This window comes from Dechloromonas sp. ARDL1 (assembly GCF_051122455.1).
Lineage (GTDB): Bacteria > Pseudomonadota > Gammaproteobacteria > Burkholderiales > Rhodocyclaceae > Azonexus.
Window position 1 is genome coordinate 3,778,273 of record NZ_CP168939.1, and the last position, 14,304, is coordinate 3,792,576.

14 protein-coding genes are annotated in these 14,304 nt (G+C 63.1%); 4 read left to right on the forward strand and 10 right to left on the reverse strand.

Annotated features, from left to right (window positions below):
- Positions 1-52: 52 nt before the first annotated feature.
- From hemE to rsmB, 7 genes are all read right to left on the reverse strand, one after another.
- Positions 53-1,120 (reverse strand): uroporphyrinogen decarboxylase, encoded by a 1,068-nt coding sequence (gene hemE, locus AB6Q56_RS18665; RefSeq protein WP_434514536.1) that lies wholly within the window; start codon positions 1,118-1,120, stop codon positions 53-55.
- A gap of 92 nt (positions 1,121-1,212) precedes the next feature.
- Positions 1,213-2,667, reverse strand: a complete 1,455-nt coding sequence (locus tag AB6Q56_RS18670; RefSeq protein WP_434514537.1) for a TrkH family potassium uptake protein — start codon at positions 2,665-2,667, stop codon at positions 1,213-1,215.
- An 11-nt stretch (positions 2,668-2,678) separates the two neighbouring features.
- Positions 2,679-4,112 carry a Trk system potassium transporter TrkA gene (trkA, locus tag AB6Q56_RS18675; protein WP_434514538.1) on the reverse strand — a complete coding sequence of 478 codons (1,434 nt, stop codon included), beginning with the start codon at positions 4,110-4,112 and terminating at the stop codon, positions 2,679-2,681.
- 81 nt (positions 4,113-4,193) lie between these two features.
- On the reverse strand, positions 4,194-5,459 hold the full coding sequence (locus AB6Q56_RS18680; protein ID WP_434514539.1) for a sigma-54-dependent transcriptional regulator: 1,266 nt from the start codon (positions 5,457-5,459) through the stop codon (positions 4,194-4,196).
- Entirely contained in the window at positions 5,437-7,593 is a 2,157-nt protein-coding gene (locus AB6Q56_RS18685; RefSeq protein ID WP_434514540.1) for an ATP-binding protein, read from the reverse strand. The genes AB6Q56_RS18680 and AB6Q56_RS18685 overlap by 23 nt, the downstream gene beginning before the upstream one ends.
- Positions 7,590-8,165, reverse strand: a complete 576-nt coding sequence (locus AB6Q56_RS18690; protein WP_434514541.1) for a DUF4390 domain-containing protein — start codon at positions 8,163-8,165, stop codon at positions 7,590-7,592. The genes AB6Q56_RS18685 and AB6Q56_RS18690 overlap by 4 nt, the downstream gene beginning before the upstream one ends.
- Positions 8,166-8,202: 37 nt before the next feature.
- Positions 8,203-9,462 (reverse strand): 16S rRNA (cytosine(967)-C(5))-methyltransferase RsmB, encoded by a 1,260-nt coding sequence (gene rsmB / locus AB6Q56_RS18695; protein WP_434514542.1) that lies wholly within the window; start codon positions 9,460-9,462, stop codon positions 8,203-8,205.
- Positions 9,463-9,496: 34 nt separating this feature from the next.
- On the opposite strand from rsmB, the gene AB6Q56_RS18700 reads away from it, so the two are divergent.
- The 4 genes from AB6Q56_RS18700 to AB6Q56_RS18715 all read left to right on the forward strand — a co-directional run bounded on the left by AB6Q56_RS18700 (position 9,497) and on the right by AB6Q56_RS18715 (position 11,835).
- Complete coding sequence (locus AB6Q56_RS18700; RefSeq protein WP_434514543.1) at positions 9,497-10,384, forward strand: S1/P1 nuclease; 888 nt, start codon at positions 9,497-9,499, stop codon at positions 10,382-10,384.
- A 9-nt stretch (positions 10,385-10,393) separates the two neighbouring features.
- Entirely contained in the window at positions 10,394-10,777 is a 384-nt protein-coding gene (gene speD / locus AB6Q56_RS18705) for an adenosylmethionine decarboxylase (protein ID WP_434514544.1), read from the forward strand.
- Between the two features lie 96 nt (positions 10,778-10,873).
- Entirely contained in the window at positions 10,874-11,455 is a 582-nt protein-coding gene (locus tag AB6Q56_RS18710; protein WP_434514545.1) for a DJ-1/PfpI family protein, read from the forward strand.
- Between the two features lie 47 nt (positions 11,456-11,502).
- On the forward strand, positions 11,503-11,835 hold the full coding sequence (locus AB6Q56_RS18715) for a ribbon-helix-helix domain-containing protein (protein WP_434514546.1): 333 nt from the start codon (positions 11,503-11,505) through the stop codon (positions 11,833-11,835).
- Between the two features lie 12 nt (positions 11,836-11,847).
- Here AB6Q56_RS18715 and htpX read toward each other — a convergent pair whose 3' ends face one another.
- Genes htpX through def form a run of 3 tightly spaced genes read right to left on the reverse strand, consistent with a single transcriptional unit; the run spans position 11,848 to position 14,173 of the window.
- Positions 11,848-12,690 carry a zinc metalloprotease HtpX gene (htpX, locus tag AB6Q56_RS18720; protein WP_434514547.1) on the reverse strand — a complete coding sequence of 281 codons (843 nt, stop codon included), beginning with the start codon at positions 12,688-12,690 and terminating at the stop codon, positions 11,848-11,850.
- Positions 12,691-12,749: 59 nt separating this feature from the next.
- Positions 12,750-13,673, reverse strand: coding sequence for a methionyl-tRNA formyltransferase (gene fmt / locus AB6Q56_RS18725; RefSeq protein ID WP_434514548.1), 924 nt, complete (start codon positions 13,671-13,673; stop codon positions 12,750-12,752).
- A complete protein-coding gene (def, locus tag AB6Q56_RS18730) occupies positions 13,670-14,173 on the reverse strand; it encodes a peptide deformylase (RefSeq protein ID WP_434514549.1) in 504 nt (167 codons plus the stop codon). Before def ends, fmt begins: the two co-directional genes overlap by 4 nt.
- Positions 14,174-14,304 lie beyond the last annotated feature (131 nt).

A 14,304-nucleotide genomic window follows, 5' to 3' on the forward strand; every position in this document is an offset into this window, starting at 1 on the left:
CAGGTGGCAAAACTCTGTGCATAAGTCAAGCTTTGCCACCCCCTTATGGATATTACTTACGTAATAAACGGCTATGGGAATGTACGGTTTCGACCAGGGCCGTGACGCTCTCGGGCGGCGTGAACTGGGAGATACCGTGGCCGAGGTTGAAGACATGGCCGGTATTGCCCGTTCCGTAGCTGTCGAGCACCTTCTTCGCCTCTGCCGCAACGATTTCCGGTTGGGCGAACAGGACGTTCGGATCGAGGTTGCCTTGCAGGGCGACCTTGTCGCCCACCCGGCGACGGGCCTCGCCGATGTCGATGGTCCAGTCCAGGCCGACCGCATCGCAGCCGATGGCGGCGATCTTCTCCAGCCACAGGCCACCATTCTTGGTGAATACGATGCTGGGAATGCGCTGGCCGTCCTTTTCCTTCTTCAGGCCGGCGACGATGCGCTGCATGTAGGCCAGCGAGAATTCCTCGTAGGCGGCATTGGACAGCGAACCACCCCAGGTGTCGAAGATCATCACGGCCTGGGCGCCGGAGTCGATCTGCGCGTTGAGGTAGGAAATGACCGACTCGGTGGTGACCGACAGGATCTTGTGTAGCAGGTCCGGGCGGTTGTAGAGCATGCCCTTGATGTTGCGGAAATCGCTCGAACCCTGACCCTCGACCATGTAGCAGGCCAAGGTGTAGGGACTGCCGGAGAAGCCGATCAGCGGCACGGAGTTATCCAGCGCGCGGCGGATTTCCGACACGGCATCCATCACGTAGCCGAGGTGTTCGTAGGGGTCGGGTGCGGTCAGGTTGTTGATCGCCCATTCCTCGCGCAGCGGGCGCTCGAAACGCGGTCCCTCGCCTTCGGCGAAGTACAGGCCGAGGCCCATCGCATCCGGCACGGTGAGGATGTCGGAGAACAGGATGGCGGCATCGAGGTCGTAGCGGGCCAGCGGCTGCAGCGTGACTTCGCAGGCCATGGTCGGCGACTTGCACAGGTTCAGGAAATTCCCCGCCCGCTTGCGGGTTTCGCAATACTCAGGCAGGTAGCGGCCCGCCTGGCGCATCAGCCACAGCGGGGTATATTCGGTCGGCTCCTTGAGAAGGGCGCGCAGGAAGGTATCGTTCTTGGGTCGGCTCACGTCGGACTCCGCCAGAAAATCGGAAAAGCGGCATTATCCGCCTTTCCCTGCTCGCGGTCACTTGCGATAAATCAGGAAAAGGCGGCCTGATGCTATTTACGCCAGAAGGCCGGCGTCAGCACCACCAGCAGGGTGAAGATTTCCAGGCGCCCGAGCAACATTGCGAAGGTGCACACCCAGGTCTGGAAATCGCCAAGTACCTCGTAGGTCGTCGACGGCCCGACCAGCCCCAGCCCCGGTCCCGTATTGTTGACGCTGGCAACGATGGCGGTGAAAGCCGAGACGATGTCCAGCCCGGTGAATGCCAGGATGAGGGTGAGCGATACGATGCTGACCATGTACATGAAAGCAAAGGAAAGCACGGCGAAAAGAATGGGTTGCGGAGCGACCTGGCCGCCAATCCGGATGTTGTATACCGCACTGGGATGCATGGCACGCACCAGTTCGCGATAGACCTGCTTGTAAAGCAGCAAGGCCCGCATCATCTTGATGCCGCCCCCGGTCGACCCGGCGCTGGTCGCGAAACTGGATAGAAAAAGCATCCATAGCGGCGCAAAAATCGGCCACTGAGCATAGTCGACGCTGGACAGCCCGGTCGTCGTGGCAATCGAGACCAGGTTGAACGCGACATGGCGCATCGCCGTATCGAGATCGGGGTATGCGCCGTCCTTCCAGATATAGACGGCGACGACAAAAATGCTCAGCAAGGTCACGCCGAGGAACCAGCGCGCTTCCGGGTCGAGCAGATAGGGACGCAGCGAGCGGCCGGTCACGGCCAGGAAAAGAGTCCCGAAATTCATGCCGGCGATGAGCATGAAAACGATGGCGACAAATTCCATGGTCGGCGAATCGAAAAACCCGAAGCTGGCATCGTGTGTCGAGAATCCACCCAGGCCCATGATCGAGAAGGTGTGGCACGTGGCATCGAACCAGCTCATGCCGGCAATGCGTAGCGAGATAGCACAGGCGACGGTTACTCCGAGATACACCAGATACAGCCCCTTGGCCGTTTCGGCGATACGCGGCGTCATCTTGGCATCCTTCATCGGCCCCGGCGTCTCGGCCTTGAACATCTGGCGACCGCCGATACCGAGCAGGGGAAGGATGGCGATGGCCAGCACGATGAGGCCCATGCCACCGACCCAGACCAATTGGTGCCGCCACAGGTTGATCGACATCGGCAACTGGTCGATGTTCGAGAGCACGGTTGATCCGGTGGTAGTCAGGCCGGACATCGTCTCGAAATAGGCATCGGTATGGCTGATACCGAGTTGCAGCATCAAGGGAATCGCTGCGAAAGCCGGCAGGACCGTCCACACCAGCACCACCATCAGGAATCCGTCGCGGATGCTCAGCTCACGCTTGCAGCGGCGATAGCGATACCAGAGGAAGGCCCCGCACAACATGGTGAGGGCGAAGGATTCGTCATAGACAGCCTGGGCGCCGTCATCGACCGCGTAGGAGAGGATCAGCGGTGCCAGCATGGTCAGGCCGAAGAGCATGATGATCATGCCCAGCGCACGGTAAACCGGGGCAAATCGGGTCATGGCAATGGCCCCTACAGAAAGTGGAATCCGACCTGGAAGAGCTTCTCGACCTTCTTGACCAGCTTCTTGCTGGTGCAGAAGACGATCACGTGATCACCGGCTTCGATCACCGTATCGTGATGGGCAATGACCACTTCGCCATGCCGGGTAATCGAGGTCCATTCGTCGGTCTGTCCGATCACCACGGCCTTGTCGAAATTGCGGACCAGTGCGGCCACGGTCACGCCATGCGGCCAGTCGATCTGGTCGATGCGCTTGCCGATGATCTTGGAGGTCTTGGCATCGCCATGAGCAACCAGTTCCAACGCCTCGGCAGCCCCCCGGCGCAGCGAATGAACTTCCGCCACATCGCCTTGCCGGACGTGGGCCAGCAATGTCCCGATGGAAACCTGCGCCGGCGAAATCCCGATATCGATCGGTCCGCCCTCGATCATGTCGGCGTAGGCCCGACGGTTGATCAGCGCCACCACACGCTTGCTGCCGAGCCGCTTGGCCAGGCTGCCAGCCATGATGTTGTCTTCGTCGTCATTGGTGACGGCAAGGAACAGGTCCATTTCGCCGATGTTTTCCTGTTCGAGCAGTTCTTCGTCGGTTGCATCGCCAAGCAGGACCAGCGCGCTGTCCAGTTCGTTGGCGATGAGCTCGGCCCGCTCCTTGTGCCCCTCGATGAGCTTGATCTCGTAGCGCTTCTCCAGCGCCTTGGCGAGACGCAGGCCGATATTGCCGCCGCCGGCGATCATGATGCGCTCGACAGGCGTCATCATCCGCCGCAACTGACGCAGCACCGGTCGGATATGTTCAGCGGCCGCGAGCAGGAACACCTCGTCTCCGGCCTCGACAACCGTGTCCCCTTCCGGGAAGACGGGCTGATCGCGCCGGAAGATGGCTGCGATGCGGGCATCCATGTCCGGCGGCAGCAGCGAGCGCATCTCCTTGATCTGCCGGCCCACCAACAAACCGCCTTCGTAGGCCCGGACCGCCACGAGGCACACGCGCCCTTTGGCAAAATTGAGTACCTGCAAGGCTTCCGGAAATTCGATCAGGCGGCGGATGTAGTCGGTAATGACCTGCTCCGGACACAACACAAAATCGACGGCGAAATTTTCCGTGGAGAGTAGCGTTTCGTCCTCAAGAAAGTCCCGTGAACGCAGGCGGGCAATGCGGGTCGGCACATTGAACACGCTCTGCGCCAGCTTGCAGGCGACCAGATTGGTCTGGTCGCTCTGCGTCAGGGCGATGACCATGTCGGCATCGGCGGCGCCCGCATCGCGCAGGGTGCTCGGGATGGCGGCATTGCCGACCACGGCACGCAGGTCGAACCTGTCCTGCAACTGCATCAGCCGGGCACCGTCGGTATCGATGATGGTGATGTCGTTTTCTTCCGAAACCAGGCCTTCGGCCACGCTGGCGCCGACCTGCCCGGCACCGAGAATGATGACTTTCATGTCCCCTCCCCTCCTTATCGCTGGCGACCCCAGCTGCCTACCCACCCGATCCTGAAATCCCCCGATTTACAGGAAGGGCTCCTATTCCTCGCCCCGCTTGCCGAGCTTGACGTCCAGCTGCTTGAGCTTGCGATACAAATGTGTGCGCTCCAGCCCCGAACGCTCGGCCAGTTTCGTCATGTTCCCGCCTTCGAGGCGCAGATGGTGCTCGAAATAGAGCTTTTCGAAGGCATCCCGCGCCTCGCGCAAAGGTTGATCGAAGAGCGGCTGCAGCGACTGCATTTCCGGACGTTCCCCGCCGTCCTGGGGCATCACCCGTAGCACGTCCTCGGCACTGATCTCCTCGTCGAGCGAGGTCAGCGCCAGGTTGCGTACCAGCACGTAGAGATCGCTCCAGCTCGAATCCGGCTGCCGCTTCCACGGCAGCGACCGTAGCGCATTCAGGGCGGCCGTCGAAAAGCGGCGCTGCGGCACTTCGCCACGCTCGACAAAATTGGTCAACAACAGACCGGCGATTTCCGGCAGTTCATCTCCATGACCCGCCAGCGACGGCATGGCCACCCAAACCTCCCCTATCCGCGACAGCAGCTTGCCGTCCCAACCGGCTTCGGCCAGCGCCGACAACGGTGCGACCGTCGCCGCGACCAACTGCAGGCTCAGCTTTTCCAGGCGCTCCATGGCAAAGGCAAGGTTCATCTGCTGCATCTTGCCGAGCACCGCGAGATTGGGCACGAACAGGATGCCGCCGGTGATTTTTTCGAGCATCTCCTGCGTCAGCGCGCTGCTCACCTCGCTCAGGTCGAGCCAGGGTGCACGCGGCAACTGCAGGGTGCGCGCGCAGATTTCCGCCATGCCGCCATTGGCTCCCTTGATCAGCAGCGCGGGCGATTTGGCCGCAGCCTGCTCGAGGCGCCGCTTGAAGTCCTTGACGAAGGCCGAGCGCGTAAAGGATTCCAGCGTCAGCGCCGGCCGTGCTGGCGGCTTGTCGTGCTTGAGCGCTTTTTGCACGGTGGACAGCAGTTTCTGCAGGGCGATCGGCTTCTCGAGGAAATCGAAGGCGCCGAAGCGCGTGGCTTCGACCGCCGTATCGATGGTGCCATGCCCCGACATCATGACAACCGGCATGTTGAGATGCCCGGCGGCGTGCCACTCCTTGAGCAGGGATATACCGTCGGTATCCGGCATCCAGATGTCGAGCAAGACGAGATCCGGGCGCAGTTCGTTGCGAATCTGCCGCGCTGCCGTCGCGTTTTCAGCGAGCCGAACGTCGTAACCTTCGTCGATCAGTATTTCCGAGAGCAGCTCGCGGATACCCACTTCGTCGTCAACGACCAGAATGATGGCCATTTTTGGCTTCCTCCTCTTTCACCAGGGGCAGGCAGATGTCGATCCGCGCACCACCCTCCGGTGCATTACTGATTTCGATACTGCCCTGATGTTCGTCGACGATCTTCCTGACGATGGGCAAGCCAAGGCCGGTTCCCCTGGCCTTGGTGGTGACATAAGGCTCGAAGATGCGCGGCAGCAGCTCGACCGGAAACCCCGGGCCGTTGTCGGCAATCGACAGGTGCGCATGGCGAACACCGTGTTCGGTGCGCAGAATGATGCGCCCCCCATCCCGCCCTTCCAGCGCATCCTCGGCATTGCGCAGCAGGTTGTGGATGATCTGCCGCAGCTGCGTCGCATCCCCCAGGACGCTGCCGAGATCGTCGGCCAGCTCGGCTTCGATGATCGCCGACGAGCCTTCGTAAAGACCCAGTACTTCGCGGATCAAGCCGTTGAGATCGAGCGGCGCCACTTCCGGAGCCGGCAGACGGGCGTAATCGCGGAAATCGTCGACCATGCGCTTCATGGCCTGTACCTGCTTGATGATCGTCTGCGTCCCCCGTGCCAGCATGTCGGCATCACCGTTGGCCAGCTTGTCGGCGAGTTTGAACTGCAGGCGCTCGGCCGACAGCTGAATCGGCGTCAGCGGGTTCTTGATCTCGTGCGCCAGGCGGCGCGCCACTTCGCCCCAGGCCGCGCTGCGCTGTGCAGCGATCAGCCGGGTCACGTCGTCGAACACCACCACGTCGCCACCGCCACTCGCTTCCGGCAGACGGGAACCACGCAGCAACAATACCTGCGGCATGCCGTTCGGGCGCTCCAGTTCGAGCTGGGCCTGCCACTCCGGCTCCCCGGTCGCCGCAAATTGCTCGCGGATGAAGCTGCCGAGCACCTGCTGGCGCGGCCACTCATCGACGGCGACACTGACCACGCCATCGAAGTCGTCGCCGAGGATGGTCAGCGCCCCCTCATTCACCGTGCGCAGCACGAAGCGGCGATCGAAAACCAGCACGCCGGTAGACAGGTTGGCGAGGATCGATTCGAGGTAGCCGCGCGCCGACTCCAGCTCCGCCCGGTGACGCTCGGTCTCGCGGCGCGCCTCGTCGAGCTGTCGCGTCATGCGATTGAACGACTGGGTCAGCACGCCGAGTTCGTCGCCGCTGTAGATCGCCTGGCGTGGCGAGAAGTCACCCTGCGCCACGGCCTGCGTCCCTTCGGCCAGGATATGCAGCGGCGCCGCCAGCCTTCGCGCCATCAGGTAGGCCAACGCAAAGGCACCGAACAGCGCGACCAGTACCGTCAGCGTCAGCGTCAGCGCGTAGATGCGGGTCAGGCCGTCGCGCGCCAGCTGCAATTCCTGGTAATCGCGGTACACCCCCTGCACCGCATCGGCATCGTGCGCCAGCGCCGTCGGGACCGGCTGCGTCAATTGCAGGATGCGCGGCTCCTCGAACATGTCGCGCGCCGAAACCGAAACCAGAACGCGCAGGAAAAGCTTGCCGTCGTCGCCCTCAACGGTGCCGATCGAACGGGAATTCCGCGCCTGCTTGAGTTGGGCCTGGCTGGGCAATTCGGGCATCAGGGTGGACAACTCGCTGGTCGCGCTGGACAGCAGCTGGCCACCGACCGAAAACAGGGCCGCCGTCTGCACCCCTTTTTCCTCGCGCAGGCGCAACAGGGCTGAACGGCGCGAGGCTTCCTGGATATCGGACAATTCGCTGGCCATGCTGCGTCCTTTCTCCACCACATCGGCGAGCAGGGAGTCCAGCGCCGAGCGCCCGAGATGCAGGCCGGATTCGAGCGCCTTCTCGACCCGTACGTCGAACCAGCTTTCGATGGAGCGGGTGACGAACTGGACCGAAACGCCATAGACCAACGCGCCGGGCAACACCGCGATGATGCCGAACATCAACATCAGGCGCAGTTTTAGCCGAGCTCCGAAGACCTGCGCCTGGTAATCGCGCCACAAGGTGCGCAGTTGCCAGCCGACCAGGCCGACCATGCCCAGCGCCAGAATCACGTTGAGCGCGATCAACAGCGGATAGTTGCGCGAGAAAATCACCGTATCGGCCGCAGTCGACATCAGCAGCAGGAACCACAGGATGCCCCCGACTGCTGCCGCGAAAGCCCCGCCGGCGGCGACGAATCGTTTCATTTCGCCTCCGGTACCGGCAAGGGCGGCGGCGTCGCCTGCCAGGTCTTCCAGTCGGAAGCCAGGCTCCAGTCCCGATTGCCCAGCGCCGTGATCTGGAACGGGCGTGGCAATTGCGTCATGTCGAGACGCAGGCGCAAAGCGGCTTCATAGCTTTCGCCCGGACGCACAACCTTGTCCCCGCGCTCGACGACTACCCAGTTACGCAGTCGAGCGAGGACCTGAACGGCTTCCGACAAGGTGCCGAAGGATTGATGCAGACCGCCGGTGGACAAGCGATATTGCCGGGTCAGCGCATGGTAGGAGAGGCGATAGGTCTGGCTGCGCGTCACCAGCTTTTCGTCCAGCCAATACCAGCGCGCCTTGGTCAGTTCGAAATCGGCGACCAGATGCAGCACGACACCCTTGGTCACTGCCTCCTCCAGGCGCGGATTCAATTCGAACTTGAAATCGGCCGCCACCACGTAACCGTCCTCGGTAGCCTGCAGTTGCGGATTGGCGACCTCGATTTCCGCCGCCCAGACCATGGCCGGCAACAGGGCAGCCGCCAACAGCCATCCGCCCAGGCGGCGCATCGCGCCCAGCAGTCGACGGAGGGACGTTGGCGAAGAATCAGGCACGCTTTTCAAGCAGGCAGTAGAAGAAGCCATCGTGATCGGCAGTCGGTAGTAGCTGTTCCTCTTTGCAGCGCAGGGCCTGCGGCTGGCGTTCGATGAAACGTCTGATCTGCTCGCCGTTTTCATCCGGGAATACCGAGCAGGTTGCGTAGAGCAGTTTACCTCCCGGCCGAACGACCTGCCACAGGGCATCCAGAATCCGGGCCTGCGCCCTGGCGAAGCTGGCGATGTCCTCCTCCCGGCGCAGCCACTTGGCATCCGGATTGCGGCGCACCACGCCGCTGGCCGTACAGGGTACGTCGGCGAGCACGGCATCGAATGGCTGCCCGTCCCACCACGCATTCAGCTTGGCACAATCGGCCGCCGCGACTTCCGCCCGCAGCTGTAATCGGCCCAGGTTTTCCTCGATGCGACGGCAGCGAGAAGCTTTCAGATCGAGCGCCAGCAAGGCCAGATCGCTCCGCTCCAGCAGGTGGGCCGTCTTGCCGCCCGGAGCGGCGCAGGCGTCGAGCACGCGGCTGCCTGGCGCCGGATCGAGCAGGCCGGCCGCCAACTGGGCGCCCGGGTCCTGGACCGACACAAGGCCTTCGGCAAAACCCGGCAGCGCCTCGATCGCCGCCGGCCGGGCCAGAGCCAGGCCGCTTTCGCCGACCGGCGACGCTTCGATGCCGACCGCCCGCAAGCGGGCCAGATAAGCGTCGCGCGTCGTCTGCCGGACATTCACCCGCAAGCCCATGGGCGGCGGCGCGTTGCCGGCTGCCACGATGCCTTGCCAAGCGTCCGGATAAGCGGCCTGCAATCGCGCCAGCCACCAATCGGGATGCTGCGCCGAAACCAGGGGATCAGCGGCGGCAGCGGCCGTGAGTTCAGCCTGCTGACGCAGGAAATTGCGCAGCACGCCGTTGACCAGGCCGCGGAATTTGCCGCCGATCAGTTCGCCGGCGGCGAAAACTGCCTGATCGACCACAGTGTGCACCGCCTCCGGTCGTGTCTCGATGCGGTAGAGCGAAACCAGCAGCAAAGCCCGGATTTCGTCAGTCGCCAACGGCCGCTCAAGCAAACGAGACAAGAAGTAATCGCCCCGGCCATAGGCGCGCAGGCTGCCATAGACGAGATCCTGCACGGCCGGTCGGGCGACCGGATCGACCCGGCCGAGCAGGCCGTCGGCCAGGCTCTGCCCGGCGAAAACGGCAGCATCGATACGGGCGGCCTGGAGCAGGGCGTAGGCGAGTGAAGTGAACGGCAATCTGGACATAGGCCGCGATTATCGCACGCGGCATAATGGACCAATGCGCCCTTTCCTCCCCGCCCTGCTTTTCCTTTGCCTCACCCAGCCCGCCCTGGCCTGGAATGCCGCCGGCCACCGGCTGGTTGCGGCCATTGCCTGGCAACAGCTATCGCCGCCGGCACGCGATGCCATCAGTGCCGTGCTCGCCCGCCATCCCGACCACGGGCGCTGGATCGACAAGGCCCGCTCGTCCGATCCCGCCGACCTGTTTGCCGAAGCATCGACATGGCCGGACGACATCCGCAGCGACCCGCGCTTCCATGATGAGGAGCGCGAACCGCCGACACCGCCACTACCCGGCTTGCCCGACACGGCACGCCACAAGCGCTGGCATTACGTCGACCTCGACGCCGATGGCCAGGTTCGCCAAGGCGAAGTGGACACCCGGATCGCAGAGCTGACCCGGCTGTTGAAATCCGGCAGCCCGCCCGAACAGACCGCCTACGCCCTGCCCTGGCTGCTGCACCTGGTCGCCGACATCCACCAGCCCCTGCATGTCGGACGTCATGGTGATGACGGCGGCAATCTGGTCGAAATCGAGAACCCCCACAACAAGCGCCTGCCCTTCAGCAGCCTGCATCTTTATTGGGACGACCTGCCCGGCCCCCCCTGGCTGCGCGGCAAGCGACTCGACGACAACGCCCGCCGCCTGCTTGAGCGGCACCCACCGCCGGAACAAGGCAGTATCGGCATTTGGCGTGACGAAAGCCACCGCCTGCTCGCCACGGCTTATCCGAGCGAAGCCGGCAGCCTGCTCCCCATCGTCGACGACGAATTCCATCGGCGCAGCCGCGAAACGGCCAACCGACGCATCGCCGAGGCCGGCTATCGGCTCGGTCGCCTGCTCGACGGGCTCTTTGACCATACCGTTTCACGTGGAACGCAATAGAATCACGTCATGAACGGATTGCACCTGATCGCCGACCTGCACGACTGCCGCTGCACCCCGTCGCTGCTGCTCGACACACCGAGCCTGGAGGCCTATTGCGTGGACGCCTGTCGGCGCCATGGCCTGACGGTCGTCGGCAAGCAATTCCATGCCTTTCGCGATGAGGCCGGGCAAGCGGCAGGCGTAACCGGCACGGTCATCCTGGCCGAGTCGCACCTGGCGATACACACTTGGCCGGAAATCGGCGCCGTGACGCTCGATGTCTACGTCTGCAACTTCAGCGGCGACAACAGTGCTCGGGCGCAAGCCCTGTTCGCCGAAGTCCTTGCCCGCTTCGAGCCGGCTCGCATCGAACGCCATGCGGTTCGCCGCGGCCAACTCGTGGCCCCGTAGCAGCCGGCTGCTACCCGGCATCCGTCAAATCTCTCCACAATGCGTTGCACGGCACCGGCGATTTTGCTGGTGCCGATCATACAAATGGAGACAAACATGGCTGCCAAGAAAATCCTGATGCTGACCGGTGACTACACCGAAGATTACGAAACCATGGTGCCCTTCCAGGCGCTACTGATGGTCGGGCACACCGTGCACGCCGCCTGCCCGGGCAAGAAGGCCGGCGAACAGGTACGCACGGCGGTACACGACTTCGAGGGCGACCAGACCTATAGCGAGAAGCCCGGCCACAATTTCACCCTGAACGCCGACTTTTCCGCCATCAAGGTCGAGGAATACGACGCGCTGGTCATCCCCGGCGGTCGCGCCCCGGAATACCTGCGCCTCAACCCCGAGGTGCTGGCGATGATCCGGCATTTTGCCGATGCGCAAAAACCGATTGCCGCGATCTGCCACGGTGCACAACTGTTGACCGCCGCCGGCGTCCTGGACGGCCGTTCGTGCAGCGCTTACCCCGCTTGCGCCCCCGAAGTGCGAGCCGCCAGCGGCCGCTATGCCGACATCCCGGTCGACCAGGCCCACGTCGACGGCAATCTGGTTACCGCCCCGGCCTGGCCGGCGCATCCGGATTGGCTGGCCAAATTCCTGGCCCTGCTCGGCACACGGATCGCCCTCTGATAATCTGAACGGGCAGGCAAGCCGCCTGCCCCAGCCGGAGTTCACCCATGTGCGAAATTTACGTCAAGGCCGACCCGATGCTGTACGAATCCCGGGCCCGCTCGATACGCATTCACGGTTTCGTCACCAAGATCCGCCTGGAAAATCTGTTCTGGGACATCCTCGCCGAGCTGGCCGGCAACGAGGGCATGACGACCAACCAGTTGATCGCCAAGCTCCATGGCGAGATCGAGGAACTCCGCGGCGAGGTCGAGAATTTCGCCTCTTTCCTGCGCGTCACCTGCCTGCGCTACCTGACGCTGCGCCACCAGAAGGCCGGTGAAAAACCCAGCCTGGCCGTTGTCGGAACCCTCCCGCCGCTGCGTCTGGCAACGGCCTGAGGGCCGCTCAACTCAGCGCATCGCGCGCAAACGGGCAATCCGCTCCTCGGTTGCCGGGTGGGTCGAGAACAGGCCGCGCAGACCGCCGCCCGACAGGGGATTCATGATCATCATCTGCGCCGTCTCCGGATGCGCCTCGGCCGGCCCCATGGGAATGCGGCCCTCGGCGTACATCTGTATCTTGCCCAGCGCGTTGGCCAGCGCATGCGGATCGCCGCTGATTTCTGCCCCCCCGCGGTCTGCTTCGAATTCGCGCGCCCGCGAAATCGCCATCTGGATCAGGCTGGCAGCCAGAGGCGCCAGGATCGCCACCAGAATGCCGACCAGCGGATTGACCGCGCGACCGTTTTCATCGCGACCACCAAAGAACATGGCGAAATTGGCCAGCGCGGAGATGGCACCCGCCATGGTCGCCGAAATGGTCGAAATCAGGATGTCGCGATGCTGGACATGAGCCAGTTCATGCGCCATCACGCCGCGCAGTTCGCGTGCCGACAGCAGCTGGATGATGCCGGTGGTCGCCGCCACCGCCGCGTGCTCCGGATTGCGCCCGGTGGCGAAGGCATTCGGTTGCGCCTCGTCGATGATGTACACCTTGGGCATCGGCAGGCCGGCCTGGTTTGCCAGCTCGCGGACCATGGCGTAGAACTGCGGCGCACTGGTCTCGTCGACCTGCCGGGCGTTGTACATCTTCAGCACCATGCTGTCCGAGAACCAGTACGAGAACAGGTTCATCGCGCCACCGAAAACCAGCGCCAGCAACATGCCCGACTTGCCGCCGATCATCCCGCCGACAATACCGAACAAGGCCATGATGGCGGCCATCAACATGGCAGTCTTGACCCAGTTGAACATGGCATTACCTCCGCAAAACGATTGGTCCGGTCGGTAAACTATGTCCGCCGGACAAAAAATCAAGCGGGCAGGTCGAAGCGATCGCCTTCCTTGAGCGGATGTCCGGCCAGGAACTGCTGTACCGGCAGGCGCTTGCCACCGGCCTTCTGCAATTCGCTCACGGCGAGGGCTCCTTCACCGCAAGCGACGATCACTTCCCGCTTGTCCACCGACAAGATGCAGCCCGCCCGACCGCTACCCGCTACCGGTCGTGCCTGCCACAACTTGACCGTCTGTCCGGCAAACAGGGCCTGCGCGCCCGGAAATGGGTTGAAGGCACGAATATGACGATCCAGCTCGGCCGCCGGCCGGGTCCAGTCGATCTGTGCCTCGGCCTTCTCTATCTTGTGCGCGTAGGTGATGCCGTCGACCGGTTGTGCCGTAGCCGGCAGGGGCAGTTGGGCCAACGTCTCAACACACAGGCTCGCCCCCAGGCCGGCCAGGCGATCGTGTAGCGTGGCCGTGGTGTCGTTCGCTTCGATCGGGAAGGCACCGCGCAGCAGTACCGGGCCGGTATCCAGGCCGGCTTCCATCTGCATGATGCAAACGCCGGTTTCCGCGTCGCCGGCCAGCAATGCGCGCTGGATCGGTGCCGCCCCGCGCCAACGGGGCAACAACGAGGCGTGAATGTTGATACAGCCGAAGCGCGACATGTCGAGCACCGCCTGAGGCAAGATCAATCCGTAAGCGGCTACGACCATCACCTCGGCGCCGACGGCGGCAACCCTAGCCTGCGCCTCGGCATCCTTCAGGGTTAGCGGCTGGAAGACCTCGATGTCGTGTTCCAGCGCCACTTTCTTGACGGCGGACGGCTGCAGGCTCATGCCCCGACCTGCGGGACGATCCGGCTGGGTCAGCACCAGCGCAACCTCGTGGCCGGCGGCGATGATGGCCGACAACGCCTGTGCCGCAAACTCCGGCGTTCCCGCGAAGATCAGCTTCATGCGGTAACGCGCGCCTGCTTGGCCAGCTTGCTCTTGATACGACCCTGCTTCAGTTGCGACAAATGATCGACAAAAACGATACCGTCCAGATGGTCAATTTCGTGCTGGATGCAGACAGCCAGCAAACCGTCGGCCTCCATGGTCTGCTCCTTGCCGTCGAGGTCCAGATAATTGATGCTGACCCTTTCGGCACGCTCGACCTTGTCGTAGATGCCGGGAACCGACAGGCACCCTTCCTCGCCCACCTGCTGCCCTTCACAACGCGACAGTGTCGGATTGATGAAGACAAGCAAATTGTTCTTCTCTTCCGAAGTATCGATCACGACCAGCCGCTGATGCACGTCAACCTGCGTCGCCGCCAGGCCGATGCCGGGTGCCTCGTACATGGTCTCGGCCATGTCTGCCGCCAGTTTTCGAATGCCATCATCGATTTTGGCAACGGGTTGGGCAACCTTTTTCAGGCGCGGATCGGGGAAACGCAAAATGGGTAGAAGAGCCATGTCAAAAATGGAATAAAAGCTTGCTCGCTTAGGTTATTACGTGCAGAATCTAAAGCAATTCCGAGGTAAGAAAACGCAAAATCGCGTGACGTTACTGAGACCGCTTCGGTGGCATTGCGTTCCACCGGCAC